This window comes from Mariniflexile fucanivorans, from assembly GCF_004341235.1.
Classification (GTDB): domain Bacteria; phylum Bacteroidota; class Bacteroidia; order Flavobacteriales; family Flavobacteriaceae; genus Mariniflexile; species Mariniflexile fucanivorans.
In genome coordinates this window covers 89,977-116,220 of the sequence record NZ_SLUP01000002.1, presented here as the reverse complement: position 1 = coordinate 116,220, position 26,244 = coordinate 89,977, and the positions used below count along the sequence as shown (strand labels likewise).

The 26,244-nt window shown below is 34.4% G+C and carries 21 protein-coding genes; 14 read left to right on the top strand and 7 right to left on the bottom strand.

All coding sequences use genetic code 11. The annotated features are described in order from the left end of the window. Window positions 1-36 precede the first annotated feature (36 nt). From EV196_RS03975 to EV196_RS03965, 3 genes are all read left to right on the top strand, one after another. A complete protein-coding gene (locus tag EV196_RS03975) occupies window positions 37-1,218 on the top strand; it encodes an Lcl C-terminal domain-containing protein (RefSeq protein ID WP_132215161.1) in 1,182 nt (393 codons plus the stop codon). Window positions 1,219-1,343: 125 nt separating this feature from the next. Beyond that, entirely contained in the window at window positions 1,344-2,570 is a 1,227-nt protein-coding gene (locus EV196_RS03970; protein ID WP_132215159.1) for an Lcl C-terminal domain-containing protein, read from the top strand. Window positions 2,571-2,587: 17 nt separating this feature from the next. Continuing rightward, a complete protein-coding gene (locus tag EV196_RS03965) occupies window positions 2,588-3,628 on the top strand; it encodes an arylsulfotransferase family protein (protein ID WP_132215157.1) in 1,041 nt (346 codons plus the stop codon). Between the two features lie 153 nt (window positions 3,629-3,781). On the opposite strand, the gene EV196_RS03960 is transcribed toward EV196_RS03965, so the two are convergent. The 6 genes from EV196_RS03960 to EV196_RS03935 form a co-directional block, all read right to left on the bottom strand. Beyond that, window positions 3,782-4,231, bottom strand: a complete 450-nt coding sequence (locus EV196_RS03960) for a hypothetical protein (RefSeq protein WP_132215155.1) — start codon at window positions 4,229-4,231, stop codon at window positions 3,782-3,784. Between the two features lie 206 nt (window positions 4,232-4,437). Further along, window positions 4,438-4,959, bottom strand: coding sequence for a hypothetical protein (locus EV196_RS03955; RefSeq protein WP_132215153.1), 522 nt, complete (start codon window positions 4,957-4,959; stop codon window positions 4,438-4,440). A 36-nt stretch (window positions 4,960-4,995) separates the two neighbouring features. Continuing rightward, window positions 4,996-5,580: a hypothetical protein gene (locus tag EV196_RS03950; RefSeq protein ID WP_132215151.1), complete on the bottom strand. Its 585-nt coding sequence runs from the start codon at window positions 5,578-5,580 to the stop codon at window positions 4,996-4,998. 276 nt (window positions 5,581-5,856) lie between these two features. Beyond that, window positions 5,857-7,935 (bottom strand): polysaccharide lyase family 8 super-sandwich domain-containing protein, encoded by a 2,079-nt coding sequence (locus EV196_RS03945; RefSeq protein ID WP_165876097.1) that lies wholly within the window; start codon window positions 7,933-7,935, stop codon window positions 5,857-5,859. A gap of 388 nt (window positions 7,936-8,323) precedes the next feature. After that, window positions 8,324-8,656, bottom strand: coding sequence for a hypothetical protein (locus tag EV196_RS03940; protein WP_165876096.1), 333 nt, complete (start codon window positions 8,654-8,656; stop codon window positions 8,324-8,326). A gap of 409 nt (window positions 8,657-9,065) precedes the next feature. Next, the gene (locus tag EV196_RS03935; RefSeq protein ID WP_132215145.1) at window positions 9,066-9,542 is read right to left on the bottom strand and encodes a hypothetical protein; all 477 of its coding nucleotides are present in this window, start codon (window positions 9,540-9,542) and stop codon (window positions 9,066-9,068) included. Between the two features lie 511 nt (window positions 9,543-10,053). Between EV196_RS03935 and EV196_RS03930 the strand changes: the two genes are divergently transcribed. Continuing rightward, window positions 10,054-10,698 (top strand): DUF6266 family protein, encoded by a 645-nt coding sequence (locus tag EV196_RS03930; protein WP_132215143.1) that lies wholly within the window; start codon window positions 10,054-10,056, stop codon window positions 10,696-10,698. Between the two features lie 69 nt (window positions 10,699-10,767). Here the strand turns inward: EV196_RS03930 and EV196_RS03925 are convergent, their stop codons facing one another. Then, complete coding sequence (locus EV196_RS03925; RefSeq protein WP_132215140.1) at window positions 10,768-10,983, bottom strand: helix-turn-helix domain-containing protein; 216 nt, start codon at window positions 10,981-10,983, stop codon at window positions 10,768-10,770. Window positions 10,984-11,790: 807 nt separating this feature from the next. On the opposite strand from EV196_RS03925, the gene EV196_RS20310 reads away from it, so the two are divergent. The 10 genes from EV196_RS20310 (at window position 11,791) to EV196_RS03875 (ending at window position 26,154) form a co-directional block, all read left to right on the top strand. Further along, a complete protein-coding gene (locus EV196_RS20310) occupies window positions 11,791-11,985 on the top strand; it encodes a type I restriction-modification system subunit M N-terminal domain-containing protein (protein WP_132215138.1) in 195 nt (64 codons plus the stop codon). Between the two features lie 408 nt (window positions 11,986-12,393). After that, the gene (locus tag EV196_RS03915) at window positions 12,394-14,421 is read left to right on the top strand and encodes a hypothetical protein (RefSeq protein WP_132215136.1); all 2,028 of its coding nucleotides are present in this window, start codon (window positions 12,394-12,396) and stop codon (window positions 14,419-14,421) included. A 368-nt stretch (window positions 14,422-14,789) separates the two neighbouring features. Further along, window positions 14,790-16,352, top strand: coding sequence for a type I restriction-modification system subunit M (locus EV196_RS03910; RefSeq protein WP_132215134.1), 1,563 nt, complete (start codon window positions 14,790-14,792; stop codon window positions 16,350-16,352). Continuing rightward, window positions 16,349-17,563: a restriction endonuclease subunit S gene (locus tag EV196_RS03905; protein ID WP_132215132.1), complete on the top strand. Its 1,215-nt coding sequence runs from the start codon at window positions 16,349-16,351 to the stop codon at window positions 17,561-17,563. Before EV196_RS03910 ends, EV196_RS03905 begins: the two co-directional genes overlap by 4 nt. Then, the gene (locus tag EV196_RS03900) at window positions 17,560-18,087 is read left to right on the top strand and encodes a PD-(D/E)XK nuclease family protein (RefSeq protein ID WP_132215130.1); all 528 of its coding nucleotides are present in this window, start codon (window positions 17,560-17,562) and stop codon (window positions 18,085-18,087) included. Before EV196_RS03905 ends, EV196_RS03900 begins: the two co-directional genes overlap by 4 nt. A 2-nt stretch (window positions 18,088-18,089) precedes the next feature. Next, window positions 18,090-19,145, top strand: a complete 1,056-nt coding sequence (locus EV196_RS03895) for a PGN_0703 family putative restriction endonuclease (protein ID WP_132215128.1) — start codon at window positions 18,090-18,092, stop codon at window positions 19,143-19,145. Window positions 19,146-19,314: 169 nt separating this feature from the next. Further along, window positions 19,315-19,743, top strand: a complete 429-nt coding sequence (locus EV196_RS03890; protein WP_243652173.1) for an endonuclease domain-containing protein — start codon at window positions 19,315-19,317, stop codon at window positions 19,741-19,743. A 110-nt stretch (window positions 19,744-19,853) separates the two neighbouring features. Then, window positions 19,854-23,036, top strand: coding sequence for a type I restriction endonuclease subunit R (locus tag EV196_RS03885; protein WP_132215126.1), 3,183 nt, complete (start codon window positions 19,854-19,856; stop codon window positions 23,034-23,036). Beyond that, the gene (locus tag EV196_RS03880) at window positions 23,029-23,721 is read left to right on the top strand and encodes a M48 family metallopeptidase (protein ID WP_132215124.1); all 693 of its coding nucleotides are present in this window, start codon (window positions 23,029-23,031) and stop codon (window positions 23,719-23,721) included. Before EV196_RS03885 ends, EV196_RS03880 begins: the two co-directional genes overlap by 8 nt. Window positions 23,722-24,006: 285 nt before the next feature. Then, window positions 24,007-26,154 (top strand): S46 family peptidase, encoded by a 2,148-nt coding sequence (locus EV196_RS03875; protein WP_132215122.1) that lies wholly within the window; start codon window positions 24,007-24,009, stop codon window positions 26,152-26,154. Window positions 26,155-26,244 lie beyond the last annotated feature (90 nt).

Below are 26,244 nucleotides of genomic sequence, written 5' to 3'. Positions count from 1 at the left end.
AGACCTTTGAAGCAAGTTAAATTTAAAATTATGAAAATGTATAAAAAAAGGGGGTTTGTAACGTTAAGTATCTGCTTATACATGGGATATTCTGCAGTCGCACAAATAACATATCCAATGGTGGATACTGGTGTTACTGAGTTTTATAGTGATAATTATGTAATTTCAAAACCGAGTATTGGAGATGATTTTTATGGTCAAGACGCCACATATACTGGAAACCAACCTTCGTATACCGATAATGGTGACGGTACCATTACCGATAATGTAACGGGATTAATGTGGGAAAAAGATATGGGTAAAAAAATGACCTTTGAAGCATCCTTTTCTAAAGCAGAACAATCCAAATTAGGAGGACATTCAGACTGGAGAGTACCCACAATTAAAGAGTTGTATTCTCTAATTCAGTTTACCGGTCAGGTTAAAGGCGCTAAATCTAATATACTGTTTATAGATACCAAATATTTTAATCAGTCATTAGGAAATACCAATATTGGAGAACGAGAAATTGATGCACAAACATGGTCATCAACCGAGTATGTAGGTTTAACGATGCGTGGTGATGCTACTATTTTTGGCGTAAATTTTATAGATGGACGTATAAAAGGGTATCCAAAATTCAACAAAAAGAGCAGAGCAGAAAACACCATGTATTTTAGAATGGTGAGAGGAAATACAAACTATGGAAAAAATAACTTTATAGATAATGGTGATGGCACCGTAAGTGATTACGCAACCGGACTTATGTGGCAAAAAGCGGATGATGGTAAAAGTCGTAATTGGGAAGCATCTTTAGCATATTCCGAAAGTTTAGAACTTGCTGGTCATACAGATTGGCGTTTACCAAATGCTAAAGAATTACAAAGTATCGTAGATTATTCTAGGTCTCCACAAACCACAAATTCACCGGCAATAGACCCTATCTTTTCTACTACAGAAATTAAAGATCCCGAAGGAAACTCGGGGCAATATCCATTTTTCTGGACGAGTACAACGCATTTAGATGGTGTAAATCCAGCTTCTGGAGCGGTGTATATTGCTTTTGGTGAAGGACAAGGGGAAATGAGAGGTCAGCTTATGGATGTACATGGCGCAGGATGCCAAAGAAGTGACCCTAAAAGTGGTAATAAAAATCAGTATCCTACCTATTTCGGACCTCAAGGTGATGTTCGGTATGTCTACAATTATGTGAGGAGCGTACGTACTATTAAATTGTAACAAGACCTTTCATCAACTATTTCATTGATTATAATACAGATTCTATGGATACTTCTTTCCTTAAATCCAACCATTATGCATCTTTGAACTATGTTTGATACAAATAGCATTTAAAAAAATAAATTATGAGTTATAAATATTTAAAATTATCAGCAAGCTTACTAACTGTTTTAGCATTTTTCTCTTGTGATAAGGATTCAGGTACGAGTACTGAAGATGAAGAAGAAGTAATAACTACCAAATTTCCTTACACTATTGTAGACACAGCTGTTTCAGATTTTTATAGTAACAATGCTATAATATCCAAGCCTGGAGTTGGAGATGCTTTCTATGGTCAAGATGCAACCTATTCTGGTAATCAACCTTCATATACAGATAATGGAGATGGCACGGTTACAGATAATGTAACAGGGTTAATGTGGCAACAAGATATGGGAAATAAAATGTCTTATGCCAATGCTATAACATTAGTAAAAACTTTCAATTTAGGTGGTTATACAGATTGGAGAATACCAACTATTAAAGAATTGTACTCGTTATCTAATTTTACAGGACGTTGTTTTGGTGATAATTCGGTTGACATGTTTATTGATGTCAATTATTTCGACCAACCTATTGGAGATGAATCTATTGGAGAACGAGAAATTGATGGACAAACCTGGTCGATTACAGAATACGTCGGACAAATAATGAACGGAAACGAAGCTGTTTTTGGATATAATTTTGTTGATGGAAGGTTGAAAGGCTATCCAAAATATAAACCAGCAACAGGAGCAGCAAATACCATGTATTTTAGAATGGTACGAGGAAACACATCCTATGGTGAAAATGATTTTAAAGATAATGGAGATGGAACAATTATAGATAATGCCACAGGGTTAATGTGGCAACAAGCAGATAATGGTGAAACTTACGATTGGGAACATGGTTTAGGGTATGCAGAATCGCTTACACTTGCGGGCCATAGTGATTGGAGAATGCCAAATGCTAAAGAATTACAGAGTATTGTAGATTACACAAGGTCGCCACAAACTACAAATGCTCCTGCTATTGATCCTTTATTTACTTGTACATCCATTTTAGATTCTAAAGGCAATTCTGGGCAATACGGTTATTATTGGACAAGCTCTCCGTTACAAGATGGCCCTTCACCTTATACGGATGCTGTTTATTTTTGTTTTGGAGAAGCTGAAGGTGAAATGAATGGTGTATTATTAGATGTCCACGGCGCTGGTGCACAACGTAACGACCCTAAAGCAGGTAGTACAGATGATTTCCCTGATACATTTGGACCACAAGGCGATATACGTAAGGTTTATAATTTTGTGAGATGTGTAAGAGATGCTAACTAATTTTTAAAACAATATAGATGAAAATCAGATGCTTTAATATATCGTTATTCCTTGTTATTTTGTTTTTAGTTTGTGCTTGCACATCAGATGAGGTAGGAAGTAGTGAAACAGATTCAGATACGGAGTCAACATCCAATATTACCGAAGGTTATGTGTTATATTCCTATATAGGAGATAAAACGACGCATCTTATTGATTCTTTGGGAGTAGATGTTAAAACATGGTCGTCTACTTTTACGTCTTCTGGAGGTTGTTATCTCTCAGAAAATAAGACTTTATTACGATTAGGTAAAACTACTGAAATTAGTAATGGCGCTTTTTCTACGGGTGGTCTTGTTGCAGGAATTATAGAAGAGCTCGATGATACTAGTAATGTAATTTGGTCTATTCAGAAAGCTAGTGACGAGGGCACATTTCATCATGATTTTAAAGAAATAGATGCTAATACCATTATTGCACTCACTTGGGAACTTAGAACATATAATAATTCAGAGTATTGGAATGAGGTTGTTATCATAATTGATAAGTCTGATAATTCAACTATTTGGGAATGGAGTGCTATGGATGATGGGGGTATTATTCCAGCAAATAATGACAAAGTAGATTATCTACATTTTAATTCGGTTGATTATAAAGACGGCAACATACTTATAAGTTCAAGAGGCAAAAACACCTTATACCTAATAAATAAAGCGAGTAAAGTTATTACGCAAAGTATTACTGCTTCTGGCGCTTTGTCTGGACAACATGATGCCACATTTATAGATAATGGAAACATACTCGTTTATAATAATAATGCCGAAACGAACAAATCAGCTATTTTAGAAATAACACTAGCAGATAAAGTCGTTTGGAGTTATTCAAGCAATTTTTATTCAGATCATATATCAGGAACACAACGTCTTGAGTCTGGAAATACCTTAATTTGTTCAGGAATTGAAGGACGTTTTATTGAAGTTACAGACTTAGGAGACGAAGTTTGGGATTTTACACCTGAAGTTATAAATACAAACAAACCATCTGAAATATTTAAGATTCGTAAATATGCTGACTATTAGTTTGAATTTGTCGTATTAAAAATTCAACTTCATGATACTAAAATTGAACTAGAAATTTCATGGTTATCATGATTGGATTCATATTGGACTAAGTATTAATATTTACTTATTAACAAACAAAATCCAATAAAAAGCAACTAAAAAAATACAGTTTTATTCTATTACTAAATTAACGCTCACTTGTCCGTTTGAATCTATAAATTCTCTATTAAAAACTTTTTTTCCAATTATTTCTTTGGCATCTTGTATTTTTTCTAAGGAACCACTCAATTCAATTATAAATAGACTTGCTCCTTGTTCATTTTCAGCTTCATAGGATTCAGATACATGTATTAAATATTTATCTAAAATATCTTCAAGAGGATATTGATTGTTAGTATTATCAGATTCTAGTTCGTATGATATAGTCATTCGAAATTTTGCCTCATCATCATCAGTCAAATCTTCATAAATGCCGTCTTCAATGGGTTTGTATTTTGATATATTTTCATATTTAACCATGTTAATTAATGATATATTGGTCATCAAATTATATTCAGATCTCATTTCAGAACTGAAAGGTTTTTTATTATTATTTCCGAATAATTTTCCAAATATTCCCATTTAATCTAATTTAAGTTTAGTTTTTCAATTTATATATAAGCATAGTGTGGTTTTGCAAGAGAAGATTTTCATAAGAAAAATCAGATACAAGCGAACAAGCAACTAAATTTGGTTTAGCTAAAACTACCAATTTTTTTACAGTGTTGTAAGCAGTTTTTTATTTTTAAACTTCTTTAAATATTCTTTTTAAAGCACCTTTTATTCCATCAGGTACAGTTTTTTTTCGCATCGGGATAATCCAAATATGAATTTCCTTTAGCTGTGTTATGTTTTGTATGTAATATCAAATTTCCATTTGAGTCAAAATATTGCATTTCAACTTCTGTGTCTTGACTTTTGCCAACAGGAATAAGCATCATACTATATTTTGTGTTAATGAATATAAGTTGTGTGAAAATGATTCCATCCAATTTATTTGAAGCGCATATATCAGATATTTTCTGTTTTTCAAGGTCAGTCCATTTTTCAAAGTTTGGGTATTCTATGTTATGAGATTCAATATCCATTTTATTGAGTTCGGAAGCCATAATTTGATCATAAATATCTGAAGTTCCGATTACAATTTTGTCAATTATTGGTTTGCTTTCCAGTTGACTAAATCCGAGAGTTTTTGGTTTTATAAGACTGTTCGTTTCTTTTTTATAAAGTGTTTTTGTTCCGAACGCAGCACAATTTGTCAAGAGAACAATTGTACATAAAATTGATGTTATTTTTAATAGGTTTCTCATTTTTACAAATTGATTATATGCGACTGCACCCCGTTTTTATTCGCTTTTTTGTTTTATTAAATAATTTTTTTCTTCTAAAAACAATAATGCTGTTACTATTTGCTTTGAACCATCTTCAATTGTATTCACATTAAAGCTTGACTCATATTGATGAACAAAATCGCCTGTATTTAAATCATAAAACCTAAAAGTAGCACTTCCGAAAGTCATTCCAATTGATTGATTAATATTGAACTTGATTGGGAATAATAATAAGTCCGCATTTTGTAAATTTTCTTTTAAGTTTTTCAAATCCGAAATACTTATTAACGTGTTCAGATTCGGATATTTCTTTAGGTCAGACTTTTTATATTTTTTTGACGCGATTCTTTTTAGAATATCTGTCGATTCCTCATTTAATTCAGTTCTTAATTCTTCTACTTTTAGATATTTTAATGACAATGTATCTTTAAAAATATCATTAGAAATTGAATCATTAAACTTTGTTAATTCGTTAGTTAAAGGAATGATTGCTACTTTTGATTCTTTATTCAAGAATCTGTAATCTTTATTCAATACTTTTTGTCCAAAGGATAAATTTGTAAATAAGATTAGTATTAAAATAAAAAAATTTGTTTTCATATGTCTGTTTTGTTCAAATTGCTTACAACAACTGGATACAATCAATAATCTATAGTCTTTTAAAAAGATACTATTTTTAATATCCACTTCATATACTCACGAATATAATGACCAATTACCAATGGTAAATGAACCATTACCATTTGTTTTTTTGGGTTTCATTCTACTTTTGTCCATCCAAACACCATCTTAAAAATAATCAGAACCGTAAACGAATAAAACCCACGTTTTTTTTACATGTTCAACCTCAAGAATAATGAATTAAACCTCTAAAAATTAGTTATTTGTATTAATATTTTGCGTCATATTTACCGCTGTTCCTTTATCGATACCCACAGGGAAGGTTATGTTTTTTATAAATGTGGTTTTTCCCGACTTGCCTTTGCTAGTAATTATAATTTGTCCCGATTTTAATTTTTGTGTAGGATCGCATACAGAAATACTTAATTGATCCTGATTTACTTTACACATTAAAATGGCGGGAACACTACAGCTTAGCTCAATCGTATCATGTATTTTCAAGGTATCAGACCGATGAAAAACAATAGACGTACACGCATCCAATTGAACCGCTTGTATGGCTTCGGTATTGGAAAGTATTTGGTAGGGTAGATGCTTTTCTGTTTTCGCAAGGTCGGTTTTATTCATGTTTGGAAATACAGCATACGCATATGTTTCGTTCTTAACGTTTGTACCATGATCAATGCCCAATGTAAAAACATCTTTTGCGTCTTCTTCTTTATCGACCCAACTAATGACCTTGGTCCAGTTAGCAGTCTTCTTTTCAGAACTCAGCACAATATCCAGACCTTGATTTATGATGTAGCCTGACCCTTGATGCCAAAAGCTTCGGGCATTAACCGATTGGTTTGTTCCTGAATTTTCAGGCTGTAATATGTTCCCATTTTTTAAATATATAGGGGTGGTACTAAAACATTGTGCTATGGTAGTTTGTAAATGCTGGTTGTTTTGCCCATGTATTGCCGACCCTAAACAGACTGTAAAATCGGGAAACAAAAAGTAAGATTTATTAGCATGAACACCATCGCGTATGTATTGCATGCTGGTAATAGCGCAATCTTCATAGGTCAATCCACCAACAAAGTCGCTTGTAATATTATAGCTATCCCATCCAAGTTCTGGAAGCTTTACGGTGTCTTGAACGGCAGTGGTACCGGGTATTTTACGCCAATCCCAATAAGGAAAAATATTGAGGTACTCTTTACCGGTTTTCATGGTGTACATGGCGCCATCGGCAAGGTAGTAGCTACTTAGGTTTTCACCATTTCCTGATTCCGAGCCTTTAATTCGGCTAGAACACATTCTAATGGTTGTTAGTTGGTGCTTGGTACGCTGAACCGTTAATTCAGAGAACGGAAAATATTTAACGCCCACCAAGTCGTTTTCTTCACATATCGATTGGTATAGATCGGCATGATTTGGGTCAATTTTTTTCATCTCTGAAGCGGCTTTGTGTACACGCATGTATTTTTTGTGTTGCTCATCTGGAAAGAGCTGGCGCCCACTGCTGTTAATATCGTACACACCGTTCCAAATAACCCACCGCTGTCCTTGGGCAAAGTAATTACGCATTAAATCAATCTGTTCTGGCGTATAATCGTATTTTGAATCTTTAAGTATGAACATCCATTTTACCTGATCTTCGAGAAAGTGAAGTCCATAGTTACCAAATTGCAACTGTCTACCGTGTTGATGAAAGGAGTAATCGGGTTGTAAACCTTCGGCGCTATTTGCCATTTGCATTTCATTCCGTATTTTTTCGGTAGCTTCGGCAACCAAAGTAGTATCCGTTTTTAGGATACTGCGCAAAATGATATTCGACGACACCCAAACTAAATTTTGCCCCGTTTTGTCTCCAAAAACTACTCTATTCATAATGGTCATGCCCTTTTGCCATTGTACTTCATCTATGTCGTCTTGCATTAACAGCATAATGATGCCTATGTTTTGCGGCACACCAATTTGAGGATACCACCAATTGAGGTTCACAATATCATGATCTACCCACCAGTTGTAGGCAAGAAGGATATGCACCTTCAATTTTTCGTTTTTATAATTCTGATTTCCCTTTTTTAGATATGCTTTAGCCATTTCTACGGTTCGCAATAGGTGGGTACGTAATGGCCAATTTCCACGTTGCCTATTCGTGTAATCTAAATCGCTCCAAGTTCCGTCCGGTTTTAGGTTATAAAAATAGGGGATCATGTCCTGGTTTACTTCTTCAGCGAGTAGGTAATTTTTCCAATTATCTTTTAAAATGGAAATTTGACTTTCCTGTGCTTTTATGGAAATAGAAAAAAAGAATAGAATAATCAGGATATAAGTGTTTTTCATGCGTAATTTTTTTATAGCATTATGGTATGGCTCAACGGGATAGAGTTTACATAGTGAGCCACCAGCAGTGGGCGAAAGGGAGCATAGCAAAGTAGGTGCTAAAAATCGATTCATAAGAAGTTAAAATTAGTGATTATTTTTTAATTTCTTAGGTATAGATTTGCCTTTAATAAATGCTGATAGAATATTTTTTTTAACAATTTAGGAAGATGTGAAATTTGAAAATCTTGTATGATTTAAATACAAATCTTTCTGGTATAATATTTTGCAAACCTGTTAGCGAGGATTTTTTAAAGGAAACTCAGATGTACGCAAAGACGCAATAAGCTTAATGAAAGCATAAAATAGCGTTTTTTTTCATACTTTGTTGTCGGTGGTTTTATGCTGCTTACCTATTTATGTTGGTTTTGTTTTTGATTGATGATAACATATCAATCCAATCTTCTTTATTGTTAATCCTTAAATCTAAAAGGTTGTACAAATCTTGTTCATCTATATATTTTATTGACAATACATCAAATTCGAAGTCAAATATTCTTGTTTCTAATTTGTTGCTTACTATTTTATCTATTTGTATAATCTTTTCAGCCGTTTTATTTATTCCTGGGTAATACTTAATTTTTAATTGATTAGCTTTTATATTATATTCAATCAAATAGTTTTTTGATTTATAAATGATGATTAAAGAAACTATTAACCACAAGATTATGTAATAAATCACGAATCCTAATGCTAAAGAGTTTTGTCTTAAAACATAGATTATTAAAATTATCAACAATATTGAAGGTAATAGAAATTTGTTAAGTAATATTTTATTCTTTAAAGTCATTAATTATCGTTAAAATTCCATTTCTATATTTTTATTTAATTGGTGTTATTCTTGTTGCTATTTGTTCAATTTAGAATAAGTTATCGCTGTTTTGATAAATTCTGAGTAACGTTTTTGTTAATTATTGAAAATCAATGTATTATAAATTTAATTTTTATCCCTCTCTTTTGCCCTGTCTTTAACCTGTACGTTAGCCCAAGAAGTCAATCCTTCGGTATATGGAGGATTGCTTACAAGGCTTAGGCTATGCTGCGTATCCCGAAGGGTATTTAGTTAAAGGTAATGTTGGCGTGTCGAGTTTTTATTTTCCCTTATTTGTTTGTCGCTGCTCAAACTCTCCAATCATTTGATTTAACACCTTTACTTGTGTCTTGTTAATCCGTCCCATTTGTTCAGCAACAACAATATTGTCAATTACGCTTTCGTACTCGTGAATGTCTTTAATTCTTTTTCTTTTCAAAACAGCTTGAATCGTATCTTTTTTCTCAAAGTCAATTCCGTTTTCATATAATTTACTCCAAAATTTTTCAATGTCTTTGCCATCCTCTTCATTCCAATAAATTAAGAAGTCATTTTTAAGATATTTAAGACTGGCTACTTTTTTAAATTGAGGTTCAGGGTTAAGAGCCATATTTTTAATATCTCGGCCCCAATTTAAGAAGTGGGTTCTGGTTTTATCGTCTAATGATTTTGAGTTAACAATGACTTTTTTAGCAATGTCAATTGTTTTAACAAGCTGTTCAGCTCTTTCTTGATATGTCTGTTGTTTTGTGGTCATTTTATATGCATGCCAACCCATTTGGCTTACTATGCGGAAGTTTAGATGTATTTCATCTTTTAAGCCTTCATATTTTTAAAGCAAAAAATTTAGTACGTAGCAATTTAGAAATGTTTTACAACATGGCAAAACATTTTTTCAATTAGCCATAAGCTTTTATTCATTTGTAAATAATCAATAGTCAATAATCAATAATCAATAGTCAATAATCAATAATCAATAGTCAATAGTCAATAATCAATAGTCAATAATCTAATAACAATTCTACATGGAATCCATCCTTATTCAGCCAAACCCCCATCTAAAAAAAATACACCCGAACCGTGGACGAACAAAACCCGAACAAAACCCGAACAAAACCCCTGTTTTTTTGGCAACTGTCTCAAATCGTCTCAAATTGTCCTAAATCGTCTCATGGTGTGTCAAATCGTTTCAATGTGTGTCAAGGGGTTGTAAATCGGGGAAAAGTGTATTAGTTTCACGGTCTATTAACCCCAAATTCTATAACATCATGGGAACATTTAGTAAAGGCATCCTAGGAGGCTTCTCCGGAAAAGTTGGCAACGTAGTAGGTGCACGTTGGCGTGGTAAAGACATTATGCGCAGTTTACCGCAACGAGGTAATTACACCCCTACACAAGCGCAATTGGACCAACGCGACCGTTTTGCAACGGCTATCAAGTTTTTAACGCCCATTAAGGAAATCCTCTCGGCATATTTTGGAAAACAACAGGGCGATAAGTCTTCCTTTAATTTAGCAACGGGCTACCACATAAAATACGCTCTATTGCCCGATCCTTTAGACGGGTATGTGATAGATTACCCTAAAGTACTAATTGGTAAAGGCGATTTGCGTGGCATATCCAATGGAACGGTAGCTTTGGATGTCAACCAAACCATAACTATCACCTGGGACGACAACAGTGGACAAGGCAATGCCTCCGGATCTGATGGCTTTGTGGTGGTGGTGTATTGCGAAGCACTCGATTTGTTTGTAACGGCAAACCCCGCAGGTACCCGCAATTTAACAATGGTACAAATACCCCTGCCAGCCTATTGGGCAGGACAGCTTATACATGTGTGGGCTACTTTTGCAACAGACGATGCCAAACTAGCAGCAACCAGCAGCTATTTGGGTACGGTAACACTGGCTTAAGGCCTTCCAACTTGTTTTTATAGCAGAGGCGACGCATAGGTGGTCTCTGCTATATATTTTAAAAAAAACCTACTCAAAAGGTTTGTTGTTTAAATACTGCCCCATAAGGGTTTCAATAAAATGTTTAGGAAAATAGCGGGTACCGCCCATAAGGGTATAGGGTACGAGTTTGGTTTGGCACCACCGGTATAAGGTGCTACGGCTTACTTTAAAGAATTGTTGCGCTTCATTGGTGGTCATCCAAATTTCATCTTTAAAGCGGTGGTGGTTTAAAAATTCAGACATAGGGTTGGGGTTTATGTTAAAATAACGGATTTATGCTTATAGCGTATGTATTTACTTATTAATAAGTATTATAAATGTAATCAATAAGACTAAAAAAGTAATAAAAAAGACACAAAAGTCGATGAAATGCAATTGCTAGCATGGATAAAAGGCTTGGTGGGGGGTAAAATAAATTGTTGTAGGGTGTGTATCTGTACTGAGATTTTAAAAAGCTTTTATAAGAAATGATAAAGAAAGCATGCATGCATTAGGGCTAAATGATTCAAAATTAATCAGTAACACGTTAGGTGTCATTTGGGTGTAATTAATGAAAGATACTCCAAGGGTTAAATCATTGATTGTATTGGTGTTTTAAATTCTTAAATTTTTTTTTATTTTAATGCAAGGATGCAAAGATGCAAGGATGCAAAGATGCAAAGACACAAAGATGCAAAGACACAAAGATGCAAAGATGCAAGGATGCAAAGAAGCAAAGATGCAAAGAAGCAAAGATGCAAAGATGCAAGGATGCAAAGATGCAAAGACACAAAGATGCAAGGATGCAAAGACGCAAAGACGCAAAGATGCAAAGATGCAAAGATGCAAAGATGCAAAGACACAAAGATGCCCAGTAAGTAATATATTTTTTGCGTCTTAGCAACTTTGCAAGCGAATAAATTATAATGCTTTAATACAATAAAATTTAATTTAACAATAATGCTTTTTTACATAAAATTATTAAGCCAATTATAGTCTAAATATCAGTTTGAGCTTGTCGAAAATTTCATAAAAAAACATTTCGATAAGCCTGTAAAAAGCGAAGTTGACGTGCTCCATCTAACATTAAGTATCCTAGAAAGCTGGATATGGGAGTCAGCAAATATAATAAGAGATAGCATAGACGCCTCCAATTTTAAAAACAACATATTCGGCTTGCTATTTTTAAAACGTTCTAGCGTTTTGTTTAAAAAAGGAGTAGAACCATCCATAAAATGCAATAGGCTTACTAGAGCAAACACCTAAGACGATACCTCTTTCCAGCTCCCATAGAATCCAGATAAAACAGCATAAAAACTCACACTCACACTCAGAACATGTTGTGTGTTGCGAGTTTATAATTGTACACTATTTCTTTTAATAAATATTCTTAATTAGTAATAAATGCCACCCAAACCCCAAAAAAAGTCATAGCCTAAAAACACTAATTATTTGAGGGATATTTTAATGGCATACTATTTTATAAACAATGCTATCAGGACAATAATTGTCTCAATCAAAATGTTTTATAGGAATTTTAATTTTAATTTGTTAACTTTCAAAATATATTACCGCATACTCCCGCATGAATTAGTTAATTTTTTTTGTTACCATATTTAATATGGTAATACCATAGCTGGTATTCGAAACATTTAAATAACTAAACCAATCCATATGAAAACCATTTTAAAATTAGCAGTATGCGTTCTTGTCATGCAATCGTCATTTGCACAAACAACATTAACAGATTATTTTATAGTCAATAAACAAAGGATAGAAATTGAAATTTCTAAACCAGAAAATAAATACGTAATTAAACTGTCAAAAGGAGATGTGGATAAGAATTTTAATTTAGGCGGAGCAGTAGGAAGTTTTTTTGATTTTAAAAAACAGTTTAGAAATATTATTTATGAAGAGCTTTTAGAATTTTCGTTAGATGAATCTGAAAATAAAATAGATAAAAATGCTTTAGAAAAAATAGATGAAAAGGCTGAAAGTGTTTATTATAGTTTTGCCAATAACCTAAGGGTGTTAGATAATTTAGATTACCAACCAAATACGGGAATTTTGAAGGTGAATGATAGAATTCCCATATATTTAGAGGAAAATCATTTCGTAGAACTTAAAAAGGTTTATGAAGATGAAGTAAAAAAGGTCTTTAAGGCAAAAATTCAGCGCATTGATAATTTAATTAAAGCAAAACCAATAGGATATTTAGATACATTGTTGGTTTTAACAGCGGAAACTAAAGTTCAAGAGTTTAACTTAAATAATTTAAGCGTTGCTGAGATTGAAAAAGAAAATTCGAAATTGGCAGCTAAAATTTCTGAGCTATTAAGTACTAAAGATACAGTAGCATATAAGGCTTTAGAAAATTTGTATGTAGCAACTCTTTTTTCGCAATACATACCAAGTAATATAGATAAAATGGTATTCACATACTTGGTAATAGATAATGTTGATTTTGAATTTTCTAAAGGATTTTTAGAGGTTATTAAAGTGTCTGGTCATTTAGATTGTGATAGCGATAATCTGCTTTATAACTGTAATCTAATACCAGATTTTTTAAAAAAGGAGGCTGGTTTAATACTTACAAATAAGTATGGAATTGGTTTTACGAGTAGAAAAAATTACAAGACATTGGCTAATGTAAGTTTAAGTTTAAATCAGGTAAATAAAAAATTTAAAAAAGAAAATTTTGAAACCCTCACAAGAGATACTGAAATATATAATTCAAAATTAAAAAACAAAATGTTTATTTTAATGGATGACTTAATTAACTATGACTTTTATACAAACAAACTAACCAGGGATTTTAGTCCAATGGATCAAAAAGTCAATGTGGAGGGAGGAGCAAGTCTCACATTAAAAAAAGAAGAAACCCGTAAAATTTTAGAAGTGGAAGTGTTTAGTGATTTTCAAGGTTTTGATGCTGAATCGCCCAATGGATTAATTCAAATGGAGCTTTCAAAACATTTTAATTTAAACACAAGAAGATTTGATGGTTGGAGGGGATTAAATTGGGTGTTTGGTGGCTATGGTTTTTTTCAATATATAGAAGTTGCTGGGGGTATTACCAAGATTGAAGACAAGGAAAGACGTTTAAACCCTGAACGTATAGACAACGAACAATTGTCACAGGACAGCGTTTTAGTGTTCAACTCTAAACGTTATTCAACACCCATAGACTTATTACATTATAGTAACTGGAATATTGGTTCTGATATTAATGTACTTCTAGTTGATAGTCCAGATCTTAAATATCAATTCCATATTAACGCAGGGGTGAGATTTGGTAAAACAGCCATTCAAGATAGTATTAAACAAATTGGCTCAAATAATTTAAAGCCTTTGGAATATTCGGTAAGCTACTGGACTTTTTATCCAGAAGTTAAAATGCATTTATTGCCAGAGGAGCGTTATGGGTTTTATGCTATGTGGCGACCGAAGTACGTCCATTTAATATCTGATAAATTAGAGTTTAAAAGTGTTGCGAATCCCATAACAGGGGATAGAAGAGGTATGTCCAATTGGGTGAGTGAATTTGAGTTTAAAGGCTATGTAGATGTAGGTTCTAAAGGGCAAATATTTGCAAGGTGGCGTTTAAACCATGAAATGGGATACTCTGCCAATAATTTTTCGCAAATTCAATTAGGGTATTCATTCTATATTTTTGGACGGAATGAAGCGAATGCTCAATAAAACGACCTCAGGACAAGCCCAGGAGGTATTAAATTCCAAAAAAAGGAAATTCCAAATTCTATAAATAAAAATAAGGCAGGCTTGGGGTATTAACCCCTAAAAAATCAATAAAATATAAAAGTAACATTAAGTTGGAGTAAGAAAGTTGCCGTGTTAGCTTTTTTACTCCAATTTATTAATTTAAGCACTGCCAAGATAAGAATTTCTTGCCTAGCCAAACCACCATACCCCAATGTTAATAAAAACCCTATTTAAATTCAAATAAATATCAATTAGTCTTGTAAGAATTTATATTTTTATAATCTTCGATAACTAAATTAAATAAACAATTTAGAAGAAGCTTAGGTATTAAATTTTTTAAAGCTAAAATGACCCAAAATAAACTCACATTAAGTACCCTAGAAAGCTGGCTATGGGATTCAGCAAATATATTACGAGGCAGCATCGACTCCTCCGATTTTAAAAATTACATATTCGGGTTGCTGTTCTTAAAGCGTTCCAACGATGTGTTTGAAGAAGAAGTAGAAACCATCATGAAACGGGACGGGGTTTCCAGAGCAGACGCCGAAGACGACACCTATTTCCAACTGCCCATAGAATCCAGATGGAACAGCATAAAAACCCACACCGAAAACATTGGTATTGCTTTAGATAAAGCCTTTGCAGCCATCGAGCGCGAAAACACCAGTTTAGAGGGTGTGATGACCGCCACCAAATTTGGCGATAAAGAAAAACTGTCCGATGAACTATTGCAACGTTTATTGCGCCATTTCAACCAACATTCCTTGCGTAACGATCATTTAGAATCGAATGACCTTTTAGGCGATGCCTACGAATACCTTATTAAAATGTTTGCGGATGATGCTGGTAAAAAAGGAGGCGAGTTCTACACACCCAGAGGTGTGGTGCAGTTGATAGTACAACTTATTAAACCAGAACCCAAACAAAAAGTGTACGACCCCACCTGTGGGTCTGGGGGTATGCTTATTGAGTCTGCCAGATACATAGCACAACAACCCCACGGTAAAGTGGGTAACAACGTAAATGTGTCCTTATTTGGGCAAGAAAAGAATTTAGGCACTTGGGCCATTGGTAAATTAAACATGTTGCTGCATAATTTTATGGATGCCGATATTCGTAAAGGCGACACCCTAACCACCCCACAACATAAAAACGATAGCAACGAATTAACGCTTTTTGACCGGGTGATTGCCAACCCGCCCTTTTCTATGGATGGGTGGTGGACGCCTGCAGAAAACTCCATAGAAGTAAAACTCGATAAAAACGGCAAAGAAAAGAAAGTAACCCCCAATTACAGCAAGGTGGTAAGCGACCCTTACGGACGTTTTCAATATGGCATACCACCACGGGGCTATGCCGATTTAGCCTTTTTACAGCACATGATAGCCGTTTTAAAACAAGATGGTAAGGCAGGGGTGGTATTGCCACATGGCACGCTTTTTAGAAGTGGTACCGAAGGCAACATACGCCAAGGTTTGTTAGAAGCCGATTTGGTAGAAGGCATTGTTGGCTTACCAAGTGCTTTGTTTTACAATACGGGCATACCAGCCAGTATCTGGATTATTAATAAAAACAAAACCGACGCCCAAAAAGGAAAGGTGATTATTATAGATGCCAGTAACGATTATAAAGAAGGCAAGAACCAAAACGAGCTAGAAGAAAAACACATTAAGCAAATTGTAAAAGCCTATGATGCGGCAACCGATGTAGATAAATACATGCGCGTGGTAGCTATTACCGAATTAGCTGAAAACGATTATAACCTAAACATATCTAGATTTATTGATACGTCGGAACCAGAACCCGAAGTAGATATTAAAGCCGTACACCAAAAGCTGGATGCTTTAGAACAAAGAGAAGCTGAAATTGATAAAAAATTGGCTGAATTTTTAAATGAGTTGGGGGTATGAGTGAGGGTTATAAAAACACGCCTATTGGAAAGATTCCAAAAGATTGGGAGGTTGAAAATTTAGGTAGTTTCTTGGATTATGTTCAACCAAAAAATTACATTACAAATAATATTAATGAGACTGGAAAAACACCTGTTTTGACAGCAAATAAAGCATTTATTTTAGGTTTTTCGGATGAAATAGAAAATATTTATAATGATGTTCCAGTAATTATTTTTGATGATTTTACTACTGATTCTAAGTTTGTTAATTTTCCTTTTAAGGTACGTTCTTCTGCTTTAAAAATCCTTAAAAGGAAAAATAAGAATTTTAATTTACCTTTTGTGTTTGAATCTTTAAAGAGGATAAACTATCAATGCACAGAGCATAAAAGGTATTGGATATCAGAGTATCAACATTTAAAGATTCCTGTACCACCCCTCCCAGAACAACAAAAAATAGCCGACATATTAAGCACCGTAGATGCTAAAATAGCCGTGATAGACCAACAAATTACCGAAACCCAAGCACTCAAAAAAAGCTTGATGCAACGTTTGTTAACCAAAGGCATTGGGCACACCGAGTTTAAAGATTCGCCTTTGGGTAAGATTCCTAAGAGTTGGGAGGTGGTTAAACTAGGTAATTTAGTTACTAAAGTTGGTAGTGGAAAAACACCTAAAGGCGGAAGTGAAATTTATACTGATAAAGGAATTATATTTATTAGAAGTCAAAACGTTTTAAGAGGAAAATTGAACTTGTCGGATGTTGTATTTATTTCAAATGAAATACATAGTTCAATGAATAATTCTAAACTACAACCAAATGATGTGCTTCTCAATATTACAGGAGCTTCTATTGGCAGAAGCTGTGTGCTTCCTAATGATTTTAAAGAAGGGAATGTTAATCAGCATGTATGTATAATCCGAACAAAATCGAGACTTAATCCACATTATTTGTCTCAACTTTTAAACTCGTCTTTTGGAGTTAATTCCATTAATAAATTTCAAGCAGGAGGCAATAGAGAAGGTTTGAATTTTCAGCAAATAAGATCATTTGATATTCCTTTTCCTGTAATAGAAGAACAAGATAAAATATCCAATATTTTAAGTTCAGTAGACGAAAAACTAGAAGTCTTATCCGAAAAGAAAACCCACTACCAAGAACTCAAACAAGGCTTGATGCAACAATTGTTAACGGGTAAAATACGGGTTAAAACAGGTGTAACCGTATGAGTGTAACCAGCCAAGACTTAGAAAAATTTGTTGAGGAGTGCGAACCCAAATTGCACACCATTAAAGAGGCATTAACCGCCTTTAGTATTTTTAATGTATTGGGTATTCAATACCGAGAAATACGGCACAGTAATTTTTTAGGTTGGTTGTTCGACCCTAATGAGTCGCACGGTTTAAAGGATGCGATATTAAAAAGCTTAATAAAGAATATTAGTATCGTAATACCAAATAAGCAAACCGAGTTATGGGCGCTATTGGATAGACGTTTATTGGACACACAGGTTTATAGAGCAACAGATAGAAGTGTTATACAAACGGTTTCAGACCCTATTAGAAACCAGAATCAAACACTTTCAAATACCTGTGATAAAATAGTTTATGTATGGGGGAATGTAGTAGGCAAACCAAAAAGGATATTTAGTGAATTTAATAATTTATATAACTTGAATCTAAACGGAGATAGAAAGATATCACCAGTACACCCGTTATATTTAAGTGAAGATTTAAACCCAAAGACTTTTTAAATATGTCGACTAAAACAGAAAAATATCAAAAAGGAAATAATTGGCAAAAGCATGCTTACAGTAAAATGTCTGACTATTTCCAAGATAAAGGAGTAAGTGAATTTAGCATCCCAGTAGGAGGGAAAACACCATATAAACACCTACTTACTGAAAGTGATTCTAAACTCAATTTTATTAATGAAGCTATTTATAATGCGGTGATAGAACGATTTTCAAGTCATAAAGCAGGAGACCAAAAGAGAGTAAAAATTAACACAGTTGCTTCTCAAACGTATTGTTTCAACCTCTTTGTGCCATTACAGTTAAATCTAGCATTAGCATCAAGACTATTTTCAACTTTATTGGATAAAAATGTTGAAGTAAAACATATCGAAATTGAATTTACACCTAACCAGCTTGATTCTATTAAAGAATTTGAACGACATGGTAAAGATGAAAGTATTGGTGACCAAGCAGCTTATGCTGGTACAGATGCAGATGTTGCAGTTTTCTATAAAGATTCAAAAGAAAAAAAAGGGGTGATACTTATAGAGTTTAAGTTTATTGAAGCAGAATTTTCTATGTGTTCCTCATATAAAAAAGAAGAAGTACCAGCAATTTGTAATACTTCCAACTTTTGGGATTTAATGGTTGAAAGTAAGAAGGTTAATTCAAAAGGTAAATTATTGTGTGGGTACAATAAATATGATAATTGGAAGCTAACACAAACATCAGAGTGTTTTGATGTCCAGAAAATAAGAGACTCGAATGTTTGCCCGTTTCGGTTTTCACTAAATCAGTTGTGGCGAAATATGTTGCTTTCTGAGAAAGTTAAGGAAGCACGCCAATTAAACGAGTCACATTTTTGGGTGTTCTCTCCTAAGCAGAATAATGATTTTCTATGGAATAATCATGGTGAAAACATTGAGTTTCAATTTAAGTCATTTCTTTCAGAAAAAGGAAATGAAAGGTTTAAAAAGTATTCTTTGGAAGCTATAATTTCAATATTGGATACACTTGATTTATCCTTAGCTGAAAGCGTTTGGTTGAACGAATTAAAGGATCGATATTTTATATAATTTTTTACAATGAACCATAGTCCAGAATATATCCATAGCGAGTTACCCGCCATCTTCCCCTCCGGGGAGGGGTGCCCGCAGGGCGGGGTGGTGAAAAACCCCCAAATAACCCCCCAAACACCAAAAAAGAAATTAAAAGATAACAGCTACCTAAACCCATAAACCGCCTATGCCTCCACAAATACTGACCTATATTCATGAAACACCAATTTATAAGCAAAATATGGCGATATTACCCCGCCAAAAAGAGTTATTGATCAGGGCACAAGCCTTGCGTAAAGCAGGTGTTTTATCAGAAGTTATTTTTTGGAAGGAGGTACGGCATGACACATTTTGGAACATCGATTTTGACCGGCAGCGGGTTATTGGCCATTATATTGTTGATTTTTATATAAAAACTTTGGGATTAATAATTGAAATTGACGGTTCAAGCCATGAGAACAAACAAGAGTACGATGCGAAACGAGAGCTGTTTTTAATGCAATTGGGTTTAAAGGTTTATAGAATCTCTGACTATAGAGTAAAGCATGATTTAGGAAACGTAATGAAAGAATTAGAGGCGTATGTCATTTCCCAGTTTGGCCCGCGCTCATTTTAATTGGGCTTAGTAAAAGCGTGAGAAAACCGTGGCACACGGGTTGAATTATTGTAAAGCCCACCCCGCCCTACGGGCACCCCTCCCCGGAGGGGAAGGTAAAAAATGAAATTATGAGTAACACATCAGAATACACACATAGCGAATTACCAGCAATAGCATTGCTTCAACAATTAGGTTATCAATATCTTAATGGGACTATTAAAGATGAAAGAACAGATGTTACAGAGGTTTTCTTAAAAAACCGCCTATTAGCTTCCATTAAAAGAATAAACCCTTGGATAAACGATAATAACCTTAATAAAGCTTACACCACTTTAACGTCGGTTAATGGTGCTTCCCTAATGGAAATCAACCAAAAAGTTTGGGAACTCATTAAAGGGGGCACGTTTACCGTAAAGCAAGTTATTAATGGCGTTGAGGAATTTAAAGCGGTTCACTATATCGATTATACCAACCCCGATACTAACGATTTTTTGGTGGTGAACCAAATGTCGTTTCGCAACCGTGTGGGCTGTAATTCGCGCCCCGACTTGGTGGTGTATATTAATGGCTTACCCATAGCCGTTATAGAATGTAAATCGCCTACATCATCAAACGCATGGCATTCGGCTTTTAACGATTTAAAAGAATATCAAGATTTAAATGAAAAGCTGTTTCACTTTAACCAACTATGCGTAGGTATTTGGCAGGTAGATGGGAGGTATGGCGCCATTAATGCACCGCAACAGTTTTATTCCGTTTTTAAAACCAGTAAAGACGATATCGATATACTAGCGCAAGCCACCACCGAACAAGATAAATTACTCATTGCCTTGTTTAAAAAAGAACGGGTGTTAGATATGATAAGGCACTTTGTTCTGTTTGAACTCGATGAAGGTATGACTATTAAAAAGCTACCCAGATACCAACAAATAAGGGCTACCAACAAAACCATTGCACGCTTAAAAGCCGGTGAAGGTGGGGTGGTGTGGCATACACAAGGTTCTGGTAAATCGTTAACCATGGCGTATGTGGCTAGAAAACTGCAAGCGCCCGAATTTGGTTTTAACAATCCCACGGTTATGATTATGACCGATAGAAAGGATTTGGATAGGCAGATAACAACTACCTTACAAAATGTGGGCTTTAAAAACTTGAATCAAGCGGTATCGGTGGTGCATTTAGATACATTACTGCGTAATGATTATGGCGGTATCATCACCACCACCATACAAAAGTTTCAGGAAACCGATAAGGAAGCCACCGCCACCACAGACCAAACCGAAATGGAAGAACGTGTTAATGTGCTGATAGAAAAGCACATTAAAGAAAAGACCCTTATTAAAATTACCAAAGAACTCCAAAAAGGGAAATGGGTTGAAATAGAACGGGAGGAAATACAACTGGAAGAACTATCAAAAAAAGAAAACCTATACATATTGGTAGATGAAGCACACCGTAGCCATTATGGGTTTTTAGCATCGTTTATGCGTACTGTATTGCCCAATGCAAAGTTTATTGCTTTCACAGGCACACCCATCTCTAAAGAAGATAAATCAACCCTAGGTGAGTTTTACGGGGGCGATTATATTGATGTGTACACCATAAAAGAAGCCGTAGCCGATGGTGCCACGGTAGAACTGTTGTACGATGAAGGCATTGCCAAACTGGATGTTAAAAAAGAAGCTTTAGATAAAGAGTTTGAAGACAAGTTTGGGCATTATTCCGCAGAGAAAAAAGATAAGCTTAAAAGCGAAGCCTTACGAAAATACCAGCTTTCTAAAGGACGTATCAACGACATCACCAAACACATCATTGATAATTTTAGAGATAAAATATATCCCGATGGGCATAAGGCCATGATCGTGTGTAGTGGTCGCCCACATGCCTTGAGATACCAAGAAGCGTTACAAAAGTTAAGAGACGACGGGTATCATGATTTTGAGTCGAAAGTGGTGATGAGCATGGGGTCGCCAAAATCGGATCCCATTGCTAAAGAATACTACGAAACCTTGGAGTGGAATAGAAACCACCCACACAACAAAAAGCCCATTCATGTGGTGGCCCCAGAAGACATCAAAGAGGTGACCGATAATTATAAATTACCGTACGGAAACGAAAGTGAAACGGAGAAATCGGGTAAAAAGAAGTATGATAATACGGCCTTCATTATTGTGTCCGATATGTTGCTTACAGGGTGGGATGCTCCCATAGCTTCCTGCTTATATTTAGATAAACCACTTAAGGAACATAACCTGTTGCAAGCCATTGCCCGGGTAAACCGTTCTAAAAAAGGCAAAGTAGCGGGCTATATAGTAGATTATAATGGGATTACGGCGTATTTAATTCAAGCCCTAGAGATATTCTCGGGGGATATTCGTCCTGATGATATTTTAAAGAATATTAACGAAGAGTTTCCTAAGTTGGAAATGAACCATACGAAACTGGTGGACTTTTTCAAGCCCATGCGCATCGACAGGAATTATAATCGTGCTGAGTATATGGATGCCGCGGTTCGGTTTATTGAACCCATCAATAAAAGAGACGATTTTAAAACACTGTTAAAAGAGTTTAATAAGTCTATTAACATCGTGTTGCCGAACACCAAAGCCATGAAATATCAGGGTGATTTTAAACTCTTCAATGAAATAAAACTAAGGGCTCGAAATGCCTTTCCCGATGATGAAGAATTAAAGATTACTAAGGATGAAAGCAACATGCTTCAAGGGATGATTGATGCCCATTTAATTGCCGAAGGTGTGGAAAACCTATTGGAAGAACCCGTTTCCATAATTGATAAGGAGAAGTTTAAGGAAGACATTATGAACGCATCGCCAGCCACTAAAGAGCTGAAAATGCGAAACAATTTAATGCATACCATAAAAGTGGGTATTGATAAAAACTCAGACTTTTATAAACCATTGGCCCAACGCTTGGATGAGTTATTGAAGCTAAAAGCCGAAGAACGCATCACCCAATTGGAACTGCTAAAAGCCTATGCCGATATACAGGACGACATTATTACACAACAAAAAGAAGGCGAAGAAAAAGGCTTTAAAACCGAACGGGAGCGGGCTGTTTACGATTCCATGAAAGTGCTTTTTAATACCAATGCCGAGGATGCGACAAAAACCATATTCGACCTGATTGCAGGCGAGTTGAACATTGTGGGTTGGCAAGTAAAAGGGCAGGTTAAAAAAGACATTGAAAATAAAATTAGAAGGTATTTAACAACCGCCAAAATAGAACGCGACAACGCCAAAGAAAAAGCAAAGGAACTGGTGGATGTACTCATAAAAAATAAAGATGCCTAAAGTTCAATACGGAGATCAAGTAATAGCATACACCTTTATACCAAAAGAAGGGCTAAAATCGCATTACATTAGTGTACAGAAAGACACGGGTGTGGTGCTAAAAGGCAATCCTGTTTCTCTGGAAAAGGAACAGGCTTTAATCCTTAAAAAAGCCCGTTGGATACTTGAAAAATTGGATTTGGTTGAGGCTATTGGTTATGATGCTATTGTAACAGGTTCTAGAATACCCTATTTGGGAAAAAAATATTATGTGGAGGTATTAATTACCGATGATATTGAAGACATTATAATAGATTTTACAGAATCTAAGTTTAAAGTAAATGTACCAAAAGACCAAAACAATCAAGACAGCTTACAACAAGCCTTTGAAACCTTCTTTAGAACGAAAGCCTTAGAAAAAATAGTGCCTAGAATAAAAAAATGGTCCAAAGAAACAGGATTAATTTTTAATGATGTAAAAATTAGAAAACTAGAAAAGCGTTGGGGGAGTTGCACACCAACAAATAAGATCATCATTAACCTTGATGCTATTAAATTACCATTTAGCCTCATTGATTATTTGATAGTTCATGAATTGGTACATACCAAAGTTAAAAGTCATTCCAAAGAGTTTTGGGCAGAACTTTCCAAGCACATGCCCAATTGGAAGGCGTTAGATGCTAAGATGTATGGGATGAAATTGTAAGTAACATTTATAGCATTAAGTTTGTTTAATTTACTTGTTACTAAGCATTTAATGACTGGTCTTATTTTAACGTTTTATGTATTACAGTTAGGCAAACAATACCACAAGGTTTTCAAAACCTTGCAGGGTTACCCTAATAAACCTAAAATCAATAATTTATTAATCGAACTTAGGTTAATAAGTTTACAATCAATAGGAATATAAACAATATGAAAACTAACATTATTTAAAATGCATAACGGATAATATTTAGTATTTTTAAGGCTTGATTCAAAACAAAATAACATGAAGAAAATATTTTTAACAATTGCTGTCTTTTTTATTTCACTTTCGTCGGTCATGGCAAATGAAGGTATGTGGTTTTTAATGCATATCGAGCGATTAAACTATCGGGATATGCAAAAAATGGGGTTACAATTAACTCCCGAAGAAATCTACAGCATTAATAATCAAAGTTTAAAAGACGCTATTGTACAATTTAATGGAGGTTGTACAGCGAGTATCATTTCAGATAGTGGCTTGGTGTTAACTAATCACCATTGCGGATATAGCGCCATTACAGAATTATCAACTGCCGAACAAAATCACTTAAAAAACGGATTTTGGGCAGGATCTTTAAAAGAAGAATTGAAACCAGAAAGTTTATATGTTCGCTTTTTTGTTAGAATGGACGATGTGTCTAAACGTATTTTATCTCTTGTAAATGATAAAATGAGTGAAAAAGAACGTGAAGCAACCATTAATAAAGAAATTGCTAAAATTGAAAAAGAAAATAATGAAGGTGGAAAATACACCGTTTCCGTGCGACCTTTTTATCAAGGGAATGAGTATTACTACTTTGTTTATGAAGATTATAAAGATGTTCGTTTAGTAGGAACACCTCCAGAAAGTGTAGGCAAATATGGTGGCGATACAGACAACTGGGAATGGCCGAGACATACAGGAGATTTTTCATTATTCAGAGTTTATGCTGATGAAAATGGAAATCCGGCAGACTATTCAACTAACAATGTGCCTTTAAAAGCAAAATATCATTTACCGGTTAATATTGATGGTGTAAAAGAAAATGATTTTGCCATGATACTAGGATATCCAGGTAGAACCAATCGTTGGATGCCTGCATCTGGTGTTGAACAAAATATAAAATTCGCTTATCCTGCTTGGGTAGAAGGCTCAAAATTAAGTATGGATGTGATGAAAAAATACATGAATGAAAGTGAAGAAGTTGGCTTAATGTACGCATCTCAATACGCCCAAATTGCCAATTATTGGAAGAATAGAATGGGTATGATTGATGCCTTAACAGCGCACAAAACAGTTGAAACAAAGCGAGAAATTGAAAAACAATTCGAAAATTGGGCTAAGGAGAAAAAAAACAAATCGAAATATGGAAAGGTTCTTGAAAATATTAATAACTATTATAACTTAACAAACGAAAAAGCGAAACAAGACAATTATTTATTGGGCATGTTACGCTCTAGTAAATTTGCTGTTATACCAAGTAGAATTGGTCAAAATCTTCAATATTATATAGGTCAAAATGAAGCAAAGCGCAATGAAATGCAACCTAAGCTTGATGCGTTAATTGAAAGCTCTTATAAAGATTTATTTATGCCTTTGGAAAAAGAAGTCTTTGCTAAGCAATTGGGTTTATATGCGTCAAAATCTAATTATCCAATCCCGGAAATTGTTGCAGAAATAGGAGCAAAAAATAACAACGATTTTACTTCTTATATCGCCAATATTTTTAGTGAAAGTATATTTTCTTCAAAAGAAAAAGTAGAAGCATTCATGAAGAATCCCGATGCCACCGTGTTGGCTAACGACCCCTTATACAAATTATCTAGTCAATTACTTGATAAATATAGAGAAAGCCCTAAAAACTTAGTGCAACCTGAAAATGATTTCGAAGCATCATACAGATTATTAGTTCAAGGTTTGCGAGAGTCTGGATTGAGTAAAATACAATATCCTGATGCGAATTCTACTTTACGCTTATCTTACGGAAAAGTAAGAGCATTACCAGCAGATAGCAGAAACGATGCCAACATAAATAATTACACAACCTTTGAGGGCATGATTAACAAATACAAGCCTAACGATGATGAATTTGATTTAGAACAAAGCATGTTGGATATTTATGAAAAGAAAGATTATGGTCGTTATGCAAACGAATTTGGCCAATTACCTGTAAACTTTTTAACCGATAATGATATTACTGGAGGAAATTCTGGTTCACCTGTTATTAACGGAAAAGGGGAGTTGATTGGTTTAGCTTTTGATGGAAACATTGAGGCTATGGCTGGTGATGTAATTTTTGATTCTAATTTACAACGTACCATTAATGTAGATATTAGATATGTGCTTTGGTTAATTGATAAATACTCTAACGCAAAACATATTGTAGATGAGTTAACAATTATTAACAAATAATATAAAAAGAAACTAGTATTTATAAAAAGCGATCTAAAAAAACTTAGGTCGCTTTTTTGTTAATAATGTCGAACAATCACGGTTCAAAAC

Excerpts from the sequence above, each read along its gene's own strand:
- EV196_RS03875 (WP_132215122.1), top strand. The coding sequence starts at position 24,007 with ATGAAGAAAATATTTTTAACAATTGCTGTCTTTTTTATTTCACTTTCG.
- EV196_RS03925 (WP_132215140.1), bottom strand. The coding sequence starts at position 10,983 with ATGTCTGAATTTTTAAACCACCACCGCTTTAAAGATGAAATTTGGATG.
- EV196_RS03960 (WP_132215155.1), bottom strand. The coding sequence starts at position 4,231 with ATGGGAATATTTGGAAAATTATTCGGAAATAATAATAAAAAACCTTTC.
- EV196_RS03975 (WP_132215161.1), top strand. The coding sequence starts at position 37 with ATGTATAAAAAAAGGGGGTTTGTAACGTTAAGTATCTGCTTATACATG.
- EV196_RS03900 (WP_132215130.1), top strand. The coding sequence starts at position 17,560 with ATGAGTGTAACCAGCCAAGACTTAGAAAAATTTGTTGAGGAGTGCGAA.
- EV196_RS03965 (WP_132215157.1), top strand. The coding sequence starts at position 2,588 with ATGAAAATCAGATGCTTTAATATATCGTTATTCCTTGTTATTTTGTTT.
- EV196_RS03930 (WP_132215143.1), top strand. The coding sequence starts at position 10,054 with ATGGGAACATTTAGTAAAGGCATCCTAGGAGGCTTCTCCGGAAAAGTT.
- EV196_RS03890 (WP_243652173.1), top strand. The coding sequence starts at position 19,315 with ATGCCTCCACAAATACTGACCTATATTCATGAAACACCAATTTATAAG.
- EV196_RS03970 (WP_132215159.1), top strand. The coding sequence starts at position 1,344 with ATGAGTTATAAATATTTAAAATTATCAGCAAGCTTACTAACTGTTTTA.
- EV196_RS03955 (WP_132215153.1), bottom strand. The coding sequence starts at position 4,959 with ATGAGAAACCTATTAAAAATAACATCAATTTTATGTACAATTGTTCTC.
- EV196_RS03910 (WP_132215134.1), top strand. The coding sequence starts at position 14,790 with ATGACCCAAAATAAACTCACATTAAGTACCCTAGAAAGCTGGCTATGG.
- EV196_RS03915 (WP_132215136.1), top strand. The coding sequence starts at position 12,394 with ATGAAAACCATTTTAAAATTAGCAGTATGCGTTCTTGTCATGCAATCG.
- EV196_RS03885 (WP_132215126.1), top strand. The coding sequence starts at position 19,854 with ATGAGTAACACATCAGAATACACACATAGCGAATTACCAGCAATAGCA.
- EV196_RS03945 (WP_165876097.1), bottom strand. The coding sequence starts at position 7,935 with ATGAAAAACACTTATATCCTGATTATTCTATTCTTTTTTTCTATTTCC.
- EV196_RS03950 (WP_132215151.1), bottom strand. The coding sequence starts at position 5,580 with ATGAAAACAAATTTTTTTATTTTAATACTAATCTTATTTACAAATTTA.
- EV196_RS03935 (WP_132215145.1), bottom strand. The coding sequence starts at position 9,542 with ATGACCACAAAACAACAGACATATCAAGAAAGAGCTGAACAGCTTGTT.
- EV196_RS03905 (WP_132215132.1), top strand. The coding sequence starts at position 16,349 with ATGAGTGAGGGTTATAAAAACACGCCTATTGGAAAGATTCCAAAAGAT.
- EV196_RS03895 (WP_132215128.1), top strand. The coding sequence starts at position 18,090 with ATGTCGACTAAAACAGAAAAATATCAAAAAGGAAATAATTGGCAAAAG.
- EV196_RS03880 (WP_132215124.1), top strand. The coding sequence starts at position 23,029 with ATGCCTAAAGTTCAATACGGAGATCAAGTAATAGCATACACCTTTATA.